Below are 17,257 nucleotides of genomic sequence, written 5' to 3'. Positions count from 1 at the left end.
GCATTTCAGGGAACCCGATGACGCAGATCGAGCAAGACGAACAGGAAGACAAGCCGCTTGATCCGGCCATGGAAAAAGTTCGCCGCAAGATGATCCGTTTGCAGATCGTGTCGGGCTCCGTGATGTTTATCAGCCTTATGGCTGTCTTCGGTGCGGTTGTCTACAAGGCGATGGGGCCGTCGAAGGCCGTTCAGACGCAGACGGAAGCGCCGAACCTCGCCGTTCCCACTGGTAGTGGCCCGATGGCCGTCACCGCCAGCCTGCCGCAGGGCTTCACGATCGACAATGTCAGCTATTCCGGCGGTGACATGCTGTTTTACGGCCGGCTGGCCAACGGCACGCGCAAGGCGCTGGTCTTCAACGTCGCCAGCGGCCGGTTCCTGGCCGACGTGACTGTTGATGGCCAGTGAGGTCAATAACCTGCTGGATGGCCGGGCGCTGATTCCGGTCGATGACCCGGCCGATCCGCGCATTGCCGCCTTTCGCGATATTCGCGAGCGTGATCTCACCGGCCGGCAGGGGCGTTTCATCGCCGAAGGCACGGTGGTGCTGCGCATGCTGGCCGCCGCTCACAAGGCGGGTGGGGCCTTTGCGGCGGAGAGCATCCTGATTCTGCGCAACCGGCTTTCCGGCGTTGCGGATATTCTTTCCGATTTCCCCGAAGATGTGCCCGTTTATGTGGCCGAAGCGCCGGTACTGGATGGTATCGTCGGTTTCCACCTGCATCGCGGCATTCTGGCGCTCGGGCGGCGGGTGCGCGATGATGGCCTGGAAGAGATGACGGCAGCACTTCCCGCGTCCTCCCTGGTGCTCGTTGGCTGCGGTATTTCCAACCACGATAATCTCGGCGCGATGTTTCGCAACGCCGCAGCCTTTTATGCCGATGCGGTGCTGCTGGACGAGACGTGCTGCGACCCGCTCTATCGCAAGGCGCTGCGGGTTTCCGTGGGGTCGGTGCTGTCAGTCCCCTATCATCGCGGCGGCGGGGCAGTGGAGATGCTGGAGCGGCTCGCGGCAGCCGGTTTTGCGATCTGGAGCCTTTCGCCCGGTGGCGAGACCGAAATCCGCGATATTCCCCGCGCTGAACGCATGGCGCTCGTCATCGGCACGGAAGGCGAGGGGTTGCCGCAATCGGTGCTGTCGCGGTTTCATACGGCGCGGATTGCGCAGTCGCCGCAGCTGGATAGCTTGAATGCGGGGACGGCTTCGGGGCTGGCGCTTTATCAGATGGCGGGGGTGATCGGGCGAGTGTGAGGAGTGCTTAACGCCATCTTTGCGGATGAAGTTTACGCTTGCCTTGGTGAGTGGGGTTTACCCCCCTCTGTCCTGCCGGACATCTCCCCCACAAGGAGGGAGATCGGCAAGACGCGATATCGCCACTTCATTCTCTAACGTTGAGATGGGCAAAACCTTGCCGCATATCGATCTCCCCACCTGTGGGGGAGATGCCCGGCAGGGCAGAGGGGGGGTGAAGCGGCATACACAGAGTACCTAACGCTTCCGCTTCTCCATCACCACCTTCGCCCGCTTCGCAAGGCTCTCCCGCCCCGATGAGCCAGACGCCTTGGCCAGCAGCCCTGGAATAGGCGATGCCTCACCCTCCTGCGCGGCTGTCAGCGCGATCATTTCGGCAGCGATCCTCGCGATTTCGCGGCGGATGGGCTCGTCATTACCGGTACCGCGTACATTCAACAGGCGCTCGGTGAGCGCTGTGCCCTGATTGCGGATATCCTCGATTTCCTGTTCCAGACCTTCCGGTGCCAATGCGCCCGGCTGTGCGCTCGGCTCCTCCTGCGGGAAGGCGGGGGCGGCATCCTCTGGGGCTGCCGTCTGTTGTGCGTCCGTCTCGATGGTGGGCGCGGTTTCGAGCGTGGCGGCAGGGGCCGGCGCTGCGGCTTGCTGCCGCTCAACCGGCTTTTCGGCGGGAACGGCGGGGTTCGGCAGGCGGATGATCATGTCGTTGCTGCGGCCGCCGGTTGCGGCCAACTGTTCCTTAAGGCGCGCGACCTCCTGGTTGCGCAGGGTCAGCATCGTGTCAAGGTCGGCGTTTTTGGCGATGGTGCTGGCCAGTTGCTCCTCAAGCCTCGTTACCTTGCGGCTTTCGCGCGCCACGGCTTCCATCGCTTCCCGGTTGCGGCTGGCGATATCCTGAAGCTCGCGGGTGACGGTCTCGCCTTCCTTACGGAAGCGTGTGGCGCTTTGTTTGGCCTGTTCGGCTTCGAGATCGCGGGTGGCGGCGAGGATTTTCGAATCATCCAGTTCGCGCGTCAGGTTGGTGAGGCGGGCGGTGAGATCGGACATCTGGCTGGCGCGCTCATTGGCAGCCTGCTCCTGCTGCAGGAGGTTGGCCTGGATGATGCCGGCGCGCTCTTCGCTGGCGTCAAGTGCGGCGCGCAATTCGCCGATCTCCAGCGTCAGCTCTTCGATCTTCAGGGAAAAGCTGCGGTTCTGCTCGCCGAGGCGATAGGCATCGCTGGAAGCGGCCTCGTTGGCGAGGCGGAGCGAGGTGTTCTTTTCCCGCTCCGTTTCCAGTTCCTGGCGGACCTTGGCGTTTTCGGCGGCGTAGAGCGCGCGCGCCATGTCCTTCTGGGCGCGGACTTCCTGCGGGCTGATGGGCATTGTCGCGCGTATGCGGTTTTCCGTATAAGCGACGATGCGGCGGTGGATCGCAGGTGCGATCAACAGGGCCAGCAGGGTTGCGGTGAGAAAACCCAATCCGAAGAGAATGGCATATTCGATCACGCTTTACAGTCTCCGAAACTCAGATACGCGCGCATTCGGAAAGAGGGGCGCGAAAACACGTTACGCTATTATTGCAACCGTGGGGAGGGGTTTCCCTTTGGCAATTCGTGGGCGGGACCTTGCCGCTTGTTTCTTCTCCCCGAGGGGGAGAAGTCCGCGGCAGCGGTATGAGGGGGCGAGGGTTACGAGATACGGCAAGGTTGCCCGCTCATCCGACCCTTCAGGCCACCTTCTCCCCGGCGGGGAGAAGAAATCCGCCGCACCGTCTCGTCCTATCAACCCCTCTTATCAGAAGGGGTTCCAGGTCGGTTGCTGGGTGAGCTTCAGGTAACCGACATTGATGCCGAGGCGTGCGCCGATGCCCGTGCGGATGGGGGCGAGCGTGACTTCGCTGCTTTTCAGATAGGTCATGCCGACGCCGGCGACGATGAAAGCGGAGCCGCTGACGCCGCCGTAACGGCGATAGAGCGAATCAACCGAGGGCAGATTGTAGACCAGCATCATGGCGCGGGTGCCCTGGCCGCCGTAATCGAGGCCGAGCGACGGTCCCTGCCAGAAGACGGGGTGCTGGCCGGCATTCTTGGTGTAAAGCGTGCCCTCGCCATAGGTGAGGCCGGCAACGAAGGCGCCGGAGCCCTCCTGGCCGAGAATGTAACCGTTCGGAAGACCGTATTGCTGGAAGGCGCGCTCCACCACCTTGGCAAGGCCGCCGGTGGTTTCGCCGAAGAATCCGTGGCCTGCATCCACGACTTCCTGGAAAGAATATTGATCGCTGTTCTGGGCCGCGGCCGGTGCGACCCATATCAGCAGGCTCGCGAGGAGCGCGACGATCTTTCCCAGTCCGAGGCGTGCAATGGTGCGGGTTTTCTTAAGGCGCATCGTCATGTCCGTCCGTCTGTTTCGTTAGCGCGTCGGTTCGAAAATCCGAATCGGTTTTTCGAAAGGGCCGACGCGCAGAGTCAAAGTTCTACAGCATGTTTCGCGCATCCTGGCGGATACACGGGGCTCCAGTGTGGCCTGTTAAGGCATTTGGCATTTTGAAACCATCCTATTAACAATCGGTTTACCAAATATGGTGTCATTATGGCTTAACAATTTCCACACCGTCCGCGCCTCCCTTGCGCAGGAGAGAATTTTATGACCAGCAAACTCAATATCACGCTGTCCGGTCCCGATCTGGCGGCTCTTCTGTGCAGCCGTGTGTGCCATGATGTGATTTCTCCTGTCGGCGCCATCAATAACGGCCTCGAACTGCTGGACGAGGGCGGCACGGATGACGATGCGCTCGATCTCATCCGCACGTCAGCCCTTAACGCATCCGTGCGGCTGAAGTTCGCCCGCCTTGCTTTCGGTGCTTCCGGTTCCGCCGGCGCGTCGATCGATACCGGCGAGGCCGAAAAGGCCGCCAAGGATTTTGCAGAGGCCGAAAAGAAGGCGGAAGTCAGCTGGAACGGCCCGCGCGCCATCGTTGCCAAGAACCGCGTCAAGCTGCTGCTCAACCTCTTCCTCGTGGCCTATGGCGCGATACCGCGCGGTGGCAATGTGGATGTGCTGCTTGAAAACCCCGATGGCGACGCCAAGTTCGAAATCACCGTCAAGGGCCGGATGATGCGCGTGCCGGGCAAGTTCGTGGAAATCTACGAGGGCAGGCTGGAAGAGGCGGTCGACGCCCATTCCGTTCAGCCCTATTACACGCTGCTTCTGGCCGAGGAGGCCAATATGACGGTGGAATACAAGGTGCATGACGATCGTATCGTCTTCACGGCAAAGACGATCGCGGCGTGATCGTTTCAATGCAACAGTGATGCCATCAGGGGTCGGGCCGGTTTTGCCAGCGCCCGGCCCTTTTTCGTTTCCAGGGGAGGTCTCATGATTCGTGTCGAAACCGCGCGTCTTTGTCTTCGGCCGCATGCCATCGAGGACGAAGCGCGTTATTGCGCTTTCTGGAGCGCGGCGGTTCAACCCATTCCGGGGGTGAACTCAATAGCGCCGCTCGATCCCGAACTCGCTTTCGCGCGGCTTTTGCGTTTCATCGGCCACTGGTCCGTCTTCGGTTTCGGGCCTTTCGTGGTCGAGGAAGTGTCCACGGGACGAATCGTTGGCGAGGTGGGTCTCGCCCATATGCGCCGCGGACATGGCGCGGATTTCGACACCGCACCGGAGGCCATGTGGAAGATCGACAGGGATCTGACGGGCAAGGGCGTGGCGAGCGAAGCCGTGCAGGCCGCGCTTGGCTGGTTCGACACGCAGGGCATATCGAACCGGATCGTGTGCATGATCGATCCGCTCAACGTACCCTCCCTCGCAATCGCCACCCGCTTCGGCTTCCGCCCTTTCCGGGAGACGACCTTCCGGGAAAGCCCCGTGCGGCTTTTCGAGCGGGTCGTTCAGACCAACTGATTTGGGTCAATCAGCCCTGATTTCCCCGCAAATGGCGATAGACCAGATCGGACGGCAGCGGGCGCGGCGCGACAGGGTCCAGCAGCCCGCCGATTCGCTCCGCAACGGCGGCGGATTGGCGGTTGCCTGCGCCGACATAGCTGACGAGGGTTGGAAGCTTCAGCGTATCGAAGGCCCAGTCCCGCAGCGCCGTTGCGGCTTCCGCAGCATAACCCCTGCCTTCATGACCGTCGTAAAGCAGCCAGCCCAGTTCCTTCTCGGGATAGAGGGGGCCGTGATTGATGCCGACCTGACCGATGCATTCGCCGCTCTCGGCGAGATCGATCATCAGCGCGCCGTGACCGAAGAACGACCACAATGCCCTGTCCTGACAGAACATGGCCCATGCGGCGGCAAGATCATGCGGTCCGGCGACGCCGGTGGAGCGCGGTGACGCCATGAAATCACGATAGGCCGGGAAATCCTCCAGTCGCGGTGGGCGAAGGTTAAGGCGATTTGTCACGAGGGTGGGGATTGTGTCCGTCATTTATTGTCCTCTCGCGCCTCCGCCTGAGCGGGACGCCGTTGCCGACCTGCCGCGACCCGCAGTCAACAAAAAACCCGCCGTTTCCAGCGGGTCTTTTAAAACAGCCCTGTTCCAGCAGGAATCAGGCGGTTTCGAGATATTCCGTCGAGCCATCCGGCTCGCGCAGAACATAACCGCGGCCCCAGACGGTTTCGATGTAGTTCGCGCCGCCGGCGGCGTTTGCCAGCTTCTTGCGCAGCTTGCAGATGAAGACGTCGATGATCTTCAGTTCCGGCTCGTCCATGCCGCCATAAAGGTGGTTCAGGAACATTTCCTTGGTCAGCGTCGTGCCCTTGCGCAGCGAAAGCAGCTCAAGCATCTGATATTCCTTGCCGGTCAGGTGAACGCGCTGGCCGCCCACTTCAACCGTCTTGGCATCGAGATTGACGATCAGCTCGCCGGTGGAGATGACCGACTGCGCATGGCCCTTGGAACGGCGGACGATTGCGTGAATGCGGGCAACAAGCTCGTCCTTGTGGAACGGCTTCGTCATGTAATCGTCTGCGCCAAAGCCGAGGCCGCGAACCTTGTCCTCAATGCCGGCCATGCCGGACAGGATGAGGATCGGCGTCTTGACCTTGGAAAGCCGAAGCGTTCTCAGCACCTCGTAACCCGACATGTCGGGGAGGTTAAGGTCGAGAAGAATAATGTCGTAGTCGTAAAGCTTGCCAAGGTCCACGCCTTCCTCACCGAGGTCGGTCGTGTAAACGTTAAAGCTTTCCGACTTCAGCATCAGTTCAATGCTCTGCGCTGTCGCGCTGTCGTCTTCAATCAGTAGAACCCGCATAATTATCCCCTTTGCCGCCCGCGAACCGGTAAAACATTGCCTCGCGCGATGCGGATCCAGACGTTGCCTGATTTGCAGGCTGCCACCAAATGGTTAACAAATTCTAATTGCCTTTGGCAAGGTGTATCGAATTTATTAAGCAAACTAGGCATTTCGCTGTTTTTGCACGTGAATCCACCATCGCCAAAATTGAAGCTTAACGTGAGGATTTCCCGCTAAGTGATTCAATCGACTCTTACATCGTCTGGCCCATTTTTTTGGACCTGGCATTTACCGACCCTTAAATGATCGTGTTTATCATTAACGATGCCCGTAAACGAAAGGTTAACGGCGGCGGTTTTTTATTAACGCCGGGTAACTTTCGGGAATCATTCCGGCACAACGGGTTAACCCGGCCGGTTGAAAGGGCGGGTTAAACGGGCCGGTCGAAGGGGCATAGTGCCCTTTTTGATCCGGGTCTCGCTATCCATGGAGTATTGCGTATGAAGTCGCGTGACAGCCTGGTTCGCCTGAAGGAATTTCAGGTTAATGAAAAACGCAGGCAGCTTAACCAGCTGCAGCAGATGATGTCCGAATTCGAGCGGATGGCAAAGGAACTGGTGCATCAGATATCTCTGGAAGAGAGCAAGTCGGGCATTACCGATCCGACGCATTTCGCCTATCCGACCTTCGCCAAGGCCGCGCGCCAGCGGGCGGATAATCTTCAGGTTTCCATCCGGGAACTGAAGGCCCAGCAGGAGGCCGCCGAGGCATCGCTGGAAGAGGTGCAGGCCGAATATGAAAAGGCCGCCGCACTGGAAAACCGCGACGGAGCCATCCGCGCCCGCGCCTGACAGGTGGCGCAGAACTGACGAACCTCGTCCTCATTGACGGCTGCCGGTGGATCAGGAGGCGGCTTTCAATGACGGGACGACATGCTTTTTTCGAAAGGCCGCTCCATCAGGGCGGCCTTTTGTCTTGCTGCTTCGCCATCGCGCCACGATGGGGCGGCCGCCCCGATTTCGATTGTCCGGACATGCGGAAAGGCGTATTTTACAGGGGTTCCGACCGTGAGCCGGAGGCTTTTACGCGCACGCACCCGTGCGGGTGCGGGCGGCCATTGCAGGGAGGAAAAAATGGCCCGCCAATATATCGATTGCCGTGAATTTCCCAGTGACAGCAGATGCACCGTTGCCATTTCGGCCGATTCCCAGGAGGAGCTGATGGAGGCGGCCGTGCAGCATGCCGTGGCCGTGCACGGCGCAAAGGATACGCTCGAATTCCGGGAAGAGGTCCGCCGGAGCATGCATGCCGGGACCCCACCGTTGAAGGTGGCGTGACACGCATTTATGAAATGACGCGATATTTGGAACGGCTGTGAGGGATTAAGCGTAAGCCGCTTTTTTCTTCTCCCCGCCGGGGAGAAGTTCGCGGCAGCGGGACGAGGGGGCAAGTTCTCCGCATATTACTGGCGTTTCCCCCTCATCCGACCCTTCGGGCTACCTTCTCCCCGGCGGGGAGAAGAAATATGCCGCGACGCTTGCGACTTCTGCCCTCAGACAGAGGATAAAGCGCCCTTAGCCCTGGATAACATCGGCCCAGTCTGGATGGCGCAGGGTCTGGGCCTTGAAGAAGGGGCAGAGCGGAATGATCTTCCAGCCGCCCTTGCGGGCTTCATCGATGGCGTGGGCGGCAAGTGCCTGGCCGACGCCTTTGCCGCGAAGCGCATCGGGCACGCCGGTATGATCGATGATGATGAGGGAAGGGGAGGTGCGGGAATAGGTCATTTCCGCCGTATGGCCGTCGACGGTTGCGAGATATTCGCCGCGCGATCCGGTTTCGGTTGTCTTGATATCCATTATCTCTGCCTTCCCATTGCTGTTCGTATCTCCACTGTAGCGGCTTGCGCCCGAATTGAAACAGCGGGATAGCGAACGCAGCGGACACAAACCGGTGACAATCTCTCACCGTCAGCAGGCATGGTTCTGAATGAAAAATCCGAAATCAAACCGAAAGCCCCGTCGATAAACTGACGGGGCGTTTCGAAAATCCGGCGTTGGGCGCCTTTGGCGCGCCGGCGCACTTTCTCAGTGGCGGTATTGCTGAATGCGCGTGGTGCGCAGGCCGGCAAGGCCATGATCGGCAATCGAGGACTGCCAGGACAGGAATTCTTCAACGGTGAGCGTATAACGCTCGCAGGCCTCTTCGAGGCTCAACAGTCCACCGCGCACGGCGGCAACAACCTCTGCCTTTCTGCGAATGACCCAGCGCCGGGTATTGGCAGGCGGAAGATCCGCAATCGTCAGAGGGCTGCCATCGGGGCCGATGACATATTTAACTCGTGGGCGTATCATTTCGGTCATTGGACACTCTATACAAACTCAAGACCATATGACGGGAACTTTAGCCCCGTACCTTTAAAAATTGCCTAAGCAGCTCGTGACAATTTATTAAGAATTTGAACGGTTTCGCCTGATTTGTTCGAGTCGCCTTATTTTGTCGGGGAAAAATTTTTCCAAAAATCGCAATTTTTCTCTCTCATCGGTTGTCCAGATCAGATCCACGCAAGCGAAAGGCACGTTTTGCCGTTGCCCTGGGTCAATTCCACCGTTCCCTCATGGTGCAGCCGCAGGCGGTCGCCGGCATCGAGGCGAAGGAAGGCGGTTGCCGACTGCGACGCGCCTGAGTCTGACACATTGCCCGCGATGTCGAAATCGGCCGCCGTGCCGTTGATCAACAGCGTCACCCGGTGGCCGGAAGACGAGACCACGGCAAGCGTCAATATGGCCAGATAGAGGCCTTTCGCTGGCACCACCAGGTCGTGCCCACCACCACTCACCGCATCACCGAGCGCAAAGCCGCCCTCAGCGTGGGAGAGCACGGAAAAACCGGCGGCAGAGCCATTGGCCGGCTTCGTCGTGCCCGCCGGCAGGCCAGCGACGGCGAGCGGGCGGTTGGGCATCGAGACGCGACCATCGCCGCTGCAGACTATGGCGGTGTGCCATGAGGCGCCGTCCGTGCTGGCCTTGATCGAAAACCCGTCATTCCCCGCCAGGCCCATCTCTGCGCGGCCGCTCCAGCCGGACTGGAACAGCAATGAGGCTGTATCGGCCCGGCCCGCCTTGTTGATCGTCATGCGGTGGCTGCCGTCATCCTGCGCGTGGGTGAAAAGGCTGGCGGGGGAGGCGAGCACGAGCCGGTTGACGGCGTCGGCCTCCGTGCCGATTCCCATGCTTTCCAGCCGACCGGTGGCCGGCAGTGGCAGGTCACGCCAGCCGCCGTCGCGCAGGACGCGATATCTGCTTTCGGCCGAAAACCATGCCGCCCAGCCGGGCTGCGGTGTGATCGAGAGCCACGCGCCATCCTGCCGGAAGGCGAGCCTGCCGCCCTTGCCGGCCCAATCGCCGGTAGCGTCGGCGGAGAGGAGGAAACAATCTCCCTCGGCGGCGTTTTCGGGCGGTGCGGCAACCACAGCCTTGACGACCAGCTGCACGATCGCGTCGAGCCGTTGCAGCGCCTCGTTGTGGGTGACGTGTTTCTGCGCCTGCGAGGGGAGGATATAGGGAAGCTGAAGTCTCGCCGTCTGTTCGGTCATGATGTGCCTTCCGCGCTGCGGTGTTTCGTTGCGGGGGCATTGTGAGGTGGTGGCGTGGGGCGGGGATGAGCGGGGGTGAATTATTTTTTGGGGGGCCTTGGTGTGTGTGGCTTTACCCCCCTCTGCCCTGCCGGGCATCTCCCCCTCAAGGGGGAGATCGGCAGGAAGCGCTACCGCCACTTCATTCGCAAACGTTGAGATGGGGGGAGACCTATTCGCGAGTCGATCTCCCCCTTGAGGGGGAGATGCCCGGTAGGGCAGAGGGGGGTAAAGCCGCACACACCGAAGCTCACCAATGCCGCCCGTCGCAAGAGCCGCAGCAAAAGCCGAGCGCCCGTTACCCCGCGTGTTCCACCGCCATCGCCCCTTCGGCAATGAAATCCGGATTGGCCAGCGCATCCTCGCCATCGCCCTTCACCGCATAGGTTAGTGGAAGGCCCGAGCAGTCCAGCGTCTGGCCGCCGGCGGCGCGCAGCACGGCGTCGCCCGCCGCCGTGTCCCACATCATGGTGCGGCTGAAGCGCGGGTAGATATCGGCGGCACCCTCCGCCAGCATGCAGAATTTCAGCGACGAGCCGACAGAAATACAGTCCTTCAGTCCATGTTCGGCCACGAAGGCTTCCGTTCGTGCGGTGCAGTGCGAGCGGCTGATCAGCGCCACGGGGGAAGCGCCGCGCTGGCGGGCCCGGATGGGGTGGCGCGACAGGATGACGCCTTCGGCCGATATGGCGAGTTTTTCGGCGGCGTTGCCCTCGCCGGTCCACGCCTGTCCGCGACAGGGGGCGTAAACCACACCGGCCACCGGAACGCCGTTGCGGATGAGCGCGATGTTGACGGTGAAATCATCCTTGCCGGAAATGAACTCCTTGGTTCCATCCAGCGGATCGACAAGAAAGAATTCCGCTCCGGTTTCCGGAAGGATGCCACTCGACACGGCCTCTTCGGCAACCACCGGTATATCGGAAAAATGGGCGGCCAGGGCCGCAAGAATGATCGCTTCGGCACGCTGATCGGCTTCCGTCACCGGCGAGCAGTCATCCTTGTACGACACATGCGGGCCGGCACGGTGGACCGCCATGATGGCCTGCCCGGCGTCCAGCGCCGCTTTCGTCAATATGTCGATCATCTCTTTGCCAATTGAATCCCGTCTGCGGGATATCGCCGTTCCGATCTTCGCTACTCCTTTGCCCGCTGCCCGTCAAATAATGGCGTCGGACAATGCTAAAATAAGCATTCGACCGTCATTTTTTCAGCACTTCCTGCCAAAATCATGGCTCTTCTGATCGGGAAAGCGGCAGCTGGTGTGGAAATTCCAAATTTTGTGCAGGATCGCCCGTTTTTGACTTCACATTTTTAACGAACACGATATGCATTTTGAGGGTGGGGGTCTGCCTGCAAGGGCGCCCCTATAATTAACATAACGAGGCGTGGCCCATTTGAGGTCGTGCCCGGGGGAAAGACATGGAGTATTTTATCCAGCAGCTCATAAACGGGCTGACTCTTGGATCGATCTACGGCCTCATCGCTATCGGCTATACGATGGTTTACGGCATCATCGGCATGATCAACTTCGCCCATGGCGATATTTTCATGCTCGGCGGCTTCGCCGCGCTGATCGTTTTCCTGATCGTGACATCCTTTGTCGCCGGCATTCCGGTGGCGCTTCTTCTGCTTCTGATGATGGTCGTCGCCATGCTGATGACCGGCCTGTGGAACTGGGTGATCGAACGCGTCGCCTACCGCCCGCTCAGAGGCTCCTTCCGTCTTGCGCCGCTGATCACTGCCATCGGCATGTCGATCGCGCTGTCCAACTTCATTCAGGTCACGCAGGGTCCACGCAATAAGCCGATCCCGTCGCTGGTGACCGAAAGCTATCATTTCGGCGCCATCACCGTGTCGCTGAAGCAGCTGATCATCATGGTCGTCACCTCGGTGCTGCTCTTCGCCTTCTGGTACATCGTCAACAAGACCCCGCTCGGCCGGGCGCAGCGCGCCACCGAACAGGATCGCAAGATGGCGGCGCTGCTCGGCGTTGATGTCGACAAGACCATCTCCATCACCTTCATCATGGGTGCAGCACTCGCCGCGGTCGCCGGCACCATGTATCTGATGTATTATGGTGTTGCCTCTTTCAGCGACGGCTTCATTCCCGGCGTCAAGGCATTTACGGCAGCCGTTCTGGGCGGCATCGGCTCGCTGCCGGGCGCTGTTCTCGGTGGCCTACTGATCGGCCTGATCGAATCGCTGTGGTCGGCCTATTTCTCCATCGCCTACAAGGATGTCGCGGCTTTCGGCATCCTGGCTTTCGTGCTGATCTTCAAGCCGACCGGCATCCTTGGTCGCCCGGAAGTCGAGAAGGTGTGATCCCATGGCCAATATCGCTTCCGAAAACACCTCTTCCGGCCCCAGCCTGATGGCGACAGCCGTGAAGGAGGGCCTGATTGCGGGCGTCATCTCGTTCGGCATGTTCATTCTTTATGTCGGCATCGTCACCTATCAGGACATCAACAACCAGCTGATCTGGGGCACGCGCTGGGGCCTTCTGGCGATCTTCGTCGCCGTTGCCGCCATCGGCCGCTTCCTTATGGTCGGCTTTATCAAGCCGTCGCTGGATCGTCGCAAGCTGGCCAAGGCCAAGAGCGGCGTTCTGGAGATTTCCGAGGAAAAGGGCTTTTTCCACAAGCACTTTCTGAAGCTGGCGCTGGTTCTGCTGCTGCTTTATCCCGTTATCGCGGTGCAGCTCTTCGGTTTCCAGGGCTCGCTGAAATTCGTCGACAATTTCGGCATCCAGATCCTGATCTATGTGATGCTGGCCTGGGGTCTGAACATCGTCGTCGGCCTTGCCGGCCTGCTCGATCTCGGTTACGTCGCCTTTTATGCGGTGGGCGCCTATTCTTATGCGCTGCTCTCCAGCCAGTTCGGCCTGTCGTTTTGGGTGCTGCTGCCCGTTGCCGGCATTCTGGCAGGCTTCTGGGGCATCATCCTCGGCTTTCCGGTGCTGCGCCTGCGCGGCGACTATCTGGCAATCGTCACGCTCGCCTTCGGTGAAATCATCCGTCTCGTGCTGCTCAACTGGACGGATGTGACCAAGGGTACTTTCGGTATTTCCGGCATCGCCAAGGCGTCGATCTTCGGCATCTGGTCGTTCGATGTCGGCGCGCCGAACAATTTCGCCAAGGCGTTCGGCCTGTCGATGTCCTCGGCCTATTACAAGATCTTCCTGTTCTACGTGATTCTGCTGCTGTGCATGCTGACGGCCTATGTCACCATCCGCCTGCGCCGCATGCCCATCGGCCGGGCGTGGGAAGCGCTGCGTGAGGACGAGATCGCCTGCCGTTCGCTCGGCATCGATACGGTCATCACCAAGCTCACCGCTTTTGCAACGGGCGCAATGTTCGGCGGTTTTGCAGGTTCCTTCTTCGCCGCCCGTCAGGGGTTCGTTTCGCCGGAAAGCTTCGTGTTCCTCGAATCCGCCGTCATTCTCGCCATCGTCGTTCTCGGCGGCATGGGCTCGCTGACCGGCATTGCCATTGCGGCGCTCGTCATGGTCGGCGGCACCGAGCTTCTGCGCGAAATGGAGTTCCTGAAGCATGTCTTCGGGCCCGATTTCACGCCGGAACTCTATCGTATGCTGCTGTTCGGGCTTGCCATGGTCATCGTCATGCTGTTCAAGCCGCGCGGTTTCGTCGGCTCGCGTGAACCCACGGCTTTCCTTAAAGAACGCAAGGCCGTCTCCGGCAGCTTTACCAAGGAAGGTCACGGTTGATGGCTTCCGGAACAACAACAATGACACCCAATACCACTGGCGACACGATCCTCAAGGTCGAACATCTCTCGATGCGCTTTGGCGGCCTTATGGCCATCAACGACTTCTCCTTCGAGGCGAAGCGCGGCGAGATCACCGCGTTGATCGGCCCGAACGGTGCGGGCAAGACCACGGTCTTCAACTGCATCACCGGCTTCTACAAGCCCACCATGGGCATGATCACCATGCGCCAGCAGGATGGCGAGACGCATCTACTCGAGCGCCTGCCGGATTTCGAAATCACCAAGAAGGCAAAGGTGGCGCGCACCTTCCAGAACATCCGCCTGTTTTCGGGCCTGACCGTTCTGGAAAACCTGCTGGTGGCGCAGCACAATGCGCTGATGAAGGCCTCGGGTTACACGATCCTCGGCCTTCTCGGCCTGCCCGCATACCGGCGGGCGGTGGATGCTTCTATCGAAAAAGCCAAATACTGGCTGGAAAAGGCCGATCTGATCGATCGCGCCGACGATCCGGCGGGCGATCTGCCCTATGGCGCGCAGCGCCGCCTGGAAATCGCCCGCGCCATGTGCACGGGGCCGGAACTGCTTTGCCTCGATGAGCCGGCCGCCGGTCTCAATCCGAAGGAATCCCTGGCGCTCAACACGCTGCTGCGCGGCATCCGCGACGAGGGTACGTCGCTGCTCCTCATCGAGCACGACATGTCCGTGGTGATGCAGATTTCCGACCACGTGGTGGTTCTGGAATACGGTCAGAAGATTTCCGACGGCACGCCGGACCATGTGAAGAACGACCCGAAGGTCATCGCCGCCTATCTGGGTGTCGAGGATGATGAAGTGGAAGACGTGATTGCGGAAGAACTCGACGGAGGAGCGGCCTGATGTCCGGTGAACCGCTTCTGAAAGTCCAGGGTGTCGAAACCTATTATGGCAATATCCGGGCTCTGGCCGGTGTCGATGTCGAAGTGAAGAGGGGCGAAATCGTCAGCCTGATCGGCGCCAATGGCGCTGGCAAGTCGACGCTGATGATGACCATCTGCGGCAGCCCGCAGGCGCGCGCCGGCCAGGTGATCTTCGATGGCGAGGACATTACCCAGCTGCCGACCCATCTGATCGCCCGCAAGCGCATCGCCCAATCGCCCGAAGGCCGCCGGATTTTCCCGCGCATGACAGTGCTGGAAAACCTGCAGATGGGTGCCAATCTCGATAACCTGAAATATTTCAAGGAAGACGTCGAGAAGATCTTCGTGATGTTTCCGCGCCTGAAGGAGCGTCAGAGCCAGCGCGGCGGCACGCTTTCCGGCGGCGAGCAGCAGATGCTCTCCATCGGCCGCGCGCTGATGGCGCGTCCGAAGCTCCTGCTGCTGGACGAGCCTTCGCTGGGTCTCGCTCCGCTGATCGTCAAGGGCATTTTCGAGGCGATCAAGAAACTCAATCAGGAAGAGGGTCTGACCGTCTTCCTCGTGGAGCAGAACGCCTTCGCCGCGCTCAAGCTTTCCGACCGCGCTTATGTGATGGTCAACGGCAAGGTGACGATGAGCGGTTCGGGCAAGGAACTGCTCGCCGATCCGCAGGTACGCGCCGCCTATCTCGAAGGCGGACGGCACTGAAAGATTTTACTTGCGCCGGAAATTTTGCGGCGCAAGACTGCAAACGGCGGTCCGTCGTCCTTTTGGTCAAAACCTTAAGGATCCATGGCGGGGCGTAAACAATAAAATGCCCGGCGGCAAACGACGGGACGACAGACAAGGCAGGGCCTGGGTATTCAGCCCGGCACTGATGGGGAAAGAGATGCAGGGCCTTTTTTTCGAGACGGATAACGGCGTGCGGTATGTTCTGCGCGCGTTGGTTGTTCTTCTGGGTTTCTGGACGGCTTGGCGCACCGGCAAATCCGTTGCCGACGGCTGGGGTGGTTATACGCGGGTGGTGATCTACACGCTCGCGCTCGGCGTGGTGATGCGGTTTTTGCATCACGCGCTGTTCGATGGGCCGTTCATCAACGGCTTCTACTACGTGTTTGACGTCGTTCTTCTTCTGGTTTTTTCCAGCATCGGTTTCCGCATGCGCCGGACGAGCCAGATGGTCAATAATTACTATTGGCTCTACGACCGCACGTCGGCATTTTCCTATAAAAAGAAAAATTGACAGCCGGTATTTTCCGGGGTCACTAATACTCGGCAGAGTGGAACGTTTCCTGTTCGGTTAAGGTGGGTACTGAACAGGTCCTCGCAAACAACCCATCCAAAGGAACTGGGAGTAAAGTAATGAAGAAGTCTCTTCTTTCCGCTGTCGCGCTGACCGCCATGGTCGCGTTTGGCGGTTCGGCCTGGGCCGATGTCGTGATCGCCGTCGGCGCACCGCTGACCGGCCCGAACGCTGCTTTCGGCGCTCAGATCCAGAAGGGTGCCGAACAGGCTGCGAAAGACATCAATGCCGCCGGCGGCATTAATGGCGAGCAGATCAAGATCGTGCTGGGCGACGACGTATCCGACCCCAAGCAGGGTATTTCGGTCGCCAATAAATTCGTCGCTGACGGCGTGAAATTCGTTGTCGGTCACTTCAACTCCGGCGTTTCCATTCCGGCGTCCGAAGTTTACGCCGAAAACGGCATTCTCGAAATCACGCCTGCCGCGACCAACCCCGTGTTCACCGAGCGCGGTCTGTGGAACACGTTCCGCACCTGCGGCCGTGACGACCAGCAGGGCGGCATCGCCGGCAAGTATCTTGCCGATCATTTCAAGGACGCCAAGATCGCCATCATTCACGACAAGACGCCTTACGGTCAGGGCCTTGCCGATGAAACCAAGAAGGCAGCCAATGCCGCCGGCGTGAAGGAAGCCATGTACGAAGGCGTGAATGTCGGCGACAAGGACTTCTCGGCGCTGATCTCCAAGATGAAGGAAGCCGGCGTTTCCATCATCTACTGGGGCGGCCTGCACACCGAAGCCGGCCTCATCATCCGCCAGGCGGCTGACCAGGGCCTGAAGGCCAAGCTCGTCTCGGGCGACGGTATCGTATCGAACGAACTGGCTTCCATCGCCGGCGACGCCGTCGAAGGCACGCTCAACACCTTCGGTCCTGATCCGACACTGCGCCCTGAAAACAAGGAACTGGTAGAGAAGTTCAAGGCCGCCGGTTTCAACCCGGAAGCCTATACGCTCTACTCCTATGCAGCCCTGCAGGCGATCGCCGGCGCTGCCAAGGCAGCCGGTTCCGTGGAGCCTGAAAAGGTTGCCGAAGCGCTGAAGAAGGGTAGCTTCCCGACGGCGCTCGGCGAGATCTCCTTCGACGAGAAGGGTGACCCGAAGCTTCCTGGCTATGTCATGTACGAGTGGAAAAAGGGTCCGGACGGCAAGTTCACCTACATCCAGCAGGGCAGCTAAGCCTTTTGCGGCCCCCTATCGAAGCCCGGCATCGCTGCCGGGCT

General features: G+C 60.1%; 20 protein-coding genes. 12 read left to right on the top strand and 8 right to left on the bottom strand.

Annotated elements, in window-relative coordinates:
• Positions 1-17 precede the first annotated feature (17 nt).
• Positions 18-410 carry a hypothetical protein gene (locus tag BTN45_RS10965; RefSeq protein ID WP_004443384.1) on the top strand — a complete coding sequence of 131 codons (393 nt, stop codon included), beginning with the start codon at positions 18-20 and terminating at the stop codon, positions 408-410.
• Positions 400-1,254 carry an RNA methyltransferase gene (locus BTN45_RS10960; RefSeq protein WP_035211701.1) on the top strand — a complete coding sequence of 285 codons (855 nt, stop codon included), beginning with the start codon at positions 400-402 and terminating at the stop codon, positions 1,252-1,254. The genes BTN45_RS10965 and BTN45_RS10960 overlap by 11 nt, the downstream gene beginning before the upstream one ends.
• Before the next feature lie 237 nt (positions 1,255-1,491).
• Here the strand turns inward: BTN45_RS10960 and BTN45_RS10955 are convergent, their stop codons facing one another.
• Together BTN45_RS10955 and BTN45_RS10950 are read right to left on the bottom strand one after the other, a co-directional pair.
• A complete protein-coding gene (locus tag BTN45_RS10955) occupies positions 1,492-2,742 on the bottom strand; it encodes a hypothetical protein (protein WP_060942413.1) in 1,251 nt (416 codons plus the stop codon).
• Between the two features lie 288 nt (positions 2,743-3,030).
• Complete coding sequence (locus BTN45_RS10950) at positions 3,031-3,627, bottom strand: DUF1134 domain-containing protein (RefSeq protein ID WP_004443378.1); 597 nt, start codon at positions 3,625-3,627, stop codon at positions 3,031-3,033.
• 252 nt (positions 3,628-3,879) lie between these two features.
• On the opposite strand from BTN45_RS10950, the gene BTN45_RS10945 reads away from it, so the two are divergent.
• Complete coding sequence (locus tag BTN45_RS10945; RefSeq protein WP_004443377.1) at positions 3,880-4,527, top strand: histidine phosphotransferase family protein; 648 nt, start codon at positions 3,880-3,882, stop codon at positions 4,525-4,527.
• Positions 4,528-4,611: 84 nt separating this feature from the next.
• Complete coding sequence (locus BTN45_RS10940) at positions 4,612-5,142, top strand: GNAT family protein (RefSeq protein WP_207587723.1); 531 nt, start codon at positions 4,612-4,614, stop codon at positions 5,140-5,142.
• Positions 5,143-5,152: 10 nt separating this feature from the next.
• On the opposite strand, the gene BTN45_RS10935 is transcribed toward BTN45_RS10940, so the two are convergent.
• Both BTN45_RS10935 and ctrA read right to left on the bottom strand, forming a co-directional pair.
• On the bottom strand, positions 5,153-5,668 hold the full coding sequence (locus tag BTN45_RS10935) for a GNAT family N-acetyltransferase (protein ID WP_207587721.1): 516 nt from the start codon (positions 5,666-5,668) through the stop codon (positions 5,153-5,155).
• 121 nt (positions 5,669-5,789) lie between these two features.
• Entirely contained in the window at positions 5,790-6,494 is a 705-nt protein-coding gene (gene ctrA, locus BTN45_RS10930; protein WP_004443365.1) for a cell cycle two-component system response regulator CtrA, read from the bottom strand.
• Positions 6,495-6,976: 482 nt separating this feature from the next.
• Here ctrA and BTN45_RS10925 point away from each other — a divergent pair, with 482 nt between their 5' ends.
• Both BTN45_RS10925 and BTN45_RS10920 read left to right on the top strand, forming a co-directional pair.
• Positions 6,977-7,327, top strand: coding sequence for a flagellar export protein FliJ (locus tag BTN45_RS10925; RefSeq protein ID WP_003491821.1), 351 nt, complete (start codon positions 6,977-6,979; stop codon positions 7,325-7,327).
• Between the two features lie 282 nt (positions 7,328-7,609).
• Complete coding sequence (locus BTN45_RS10920; protein WP_004443364.1) at positions 7,610-7,813, top strand: DUF1059 domain-containing protein; 204 nt, start codon at positions 7,610-7,612, stop codon at positions 7,811-7,813.
• Between the two features lie 237 nt (positions 7,814-8,050).
• On the opposite strand, the gene BTN45_RS10915 is transcribed toward BTN45_RS10920, so the two are convergent.
• The 4 genes from BTN45_RS10915 to cysQ form a co-directional block, all read right to left on the bottom strand.
• Entirely contained in the window at positions 8,051-8,332 is a 282-nt protein-coding gene (locus BTN45_RS10915) for a GNAT family N-acetyltransferase (RefSeq protein ID WP_004443362.1), read from the bottom strand.
• Between the two features lie 228 nt (positions 8,333-8,560).
• Positions 8,561-8,836: a DUF1153 domain-containing protein gene (locus BTN45_RS10910; protein WP_003491799.1), complete on the bottom strand. Its 276-nt coding sequence runs from the start codon at positions 8,834-8,836 to the stop codon at positions 8,561-8,563.
• A 191-nt stretch (positions 8,837-9,027) separates the two neighbouring features.
• Positions 9,028-10,068 (bottom strand): DUF2793 domain-containing protein, encoded by a 1,041-nt coding sequence (locus BTN45_RS10905; protein WP_207587719.1) that lies wholly within the window; start codon positions 10,066-10,068, stop codon positions 9,028-9,030.
• Between the two features lie 337 nt (positions 10,069-10,405).
• Complete coding sequence (gene cysQ / locus BTN45_RS10900) at positions 10,406-11,194, bottom strand: 3'(2'),5'-bisphosphate nucleotidase CysQ (RefSeq protein ID WP_207587717.1); 789 nt, start codon at positions 11,192-11,194, stop codon at positions 10,406-10,408.
• Positions 11,195-11,529: 335 nt separating this feature from the next.
• On the opposite strand from cysQ, the gene BTN45_RS10895 reads away from it, so the two are divergent.
• The 6 genes from BTN45_RS10895 (at position 11,530) to BTN45_RS10870 (ending at position 17,213) form a co-directional block, all read left to right on the top strand.
• Positions 11,530-12,432, top strand: a complete 903-nt coding sequence (locus BTN45_RS10895; RefSeq protein WP_004443357.1) for a branched-chain amino acid ABC transporter permease — start codon at positions 11,530-11,532, stop codon at positions 12,430-12,432.
• A gap of 4 nt (positions 12,433-12,436) precedes the next feature.
• The gene (gene livM, locus BTN45_RS10890) at positions 12,437-13,834 is read left to right on the top strand and encodes a high-affinity branched-chain amino acid ABC transporter permease LivM (RefSeq protein WP_006700342.1); all 1,398 of its coding nucleotides are present in this window, start codon (positions 12,437-12,439) and stop codon (positions 13,832-13,834) included.
• The gene (locus BTN45_RS10885; protein WP_034498713.1) at positions 13,834-14,712 is read left to right on the top strand and encodes an ABC transporter ATP-binding protein; all 879 of its coding nucleotides are present in this window, start codon (positions 13,834-13,836) and stop codon (positions 14,710-14,712) included. Before livM ends, BTN45_RS10885 begins: the two co-directional genes overlap by 1 nt.
• Positions 14,712-15,440 carry an ABC transporter ATP-binding protein gene (locus tag BTN45_RS10880; protein WP_004443349.1) on the top strand — a complete coding sequence of 243 codons (729 nt, stop codon included), beginning with the start codon at positions 14,712-14,714 and terminating at the stop codon, positions 15,438-15,440. Before BTN45_RS10885 ends, BTN45_RS10880 begins: the two co-directional genes overlap by 1 nt.
• A gap of 181 nt (positions 15,441-15,621) precedes the next feature.
• Positions 15,622-15,975 (top strand): DUF6867 family protein, encoded by a 354-nt coding sequence (locus tag BTN45_RS10875; protein WP_004443347.1) that lies wholly within the window; start codon positions 15,622-15,624, stop codon positions 15,973-15,975.
• Positions 15,976-16,094: 119 nt separating this feature from the next.
• The gene (locus BTN45_RS10870) at positions 16,095-17,213 is read left to right on the top strand and encodes a branched-chain amino acid ABC transporter substrate-binding protein (protein WP_004443345.1); all 1,119 of its coding nucleotides are present in this window, start codon (positions 16,095-16,097) and stop codon (positions 17,211-17,213) included.
• Positions 17,214-17,257 lie beyond the last annotated feature (44 nt).

It is taken from the genome of Rhizobium sp. ZX09, assembly GCF_017357485.1.
GTDB classification, from domain to species: Bacteria; Pseudomonadota; Alphaproteobacteria; order Rhizobiales; family Rhizobiaceae; genus Agrobacterium; species Agrobacterium pusense.
Note: the sequence above shows the minus strand (reverse complement) of the source record. Positions and strands in the feature narration are given on the sequence as shown.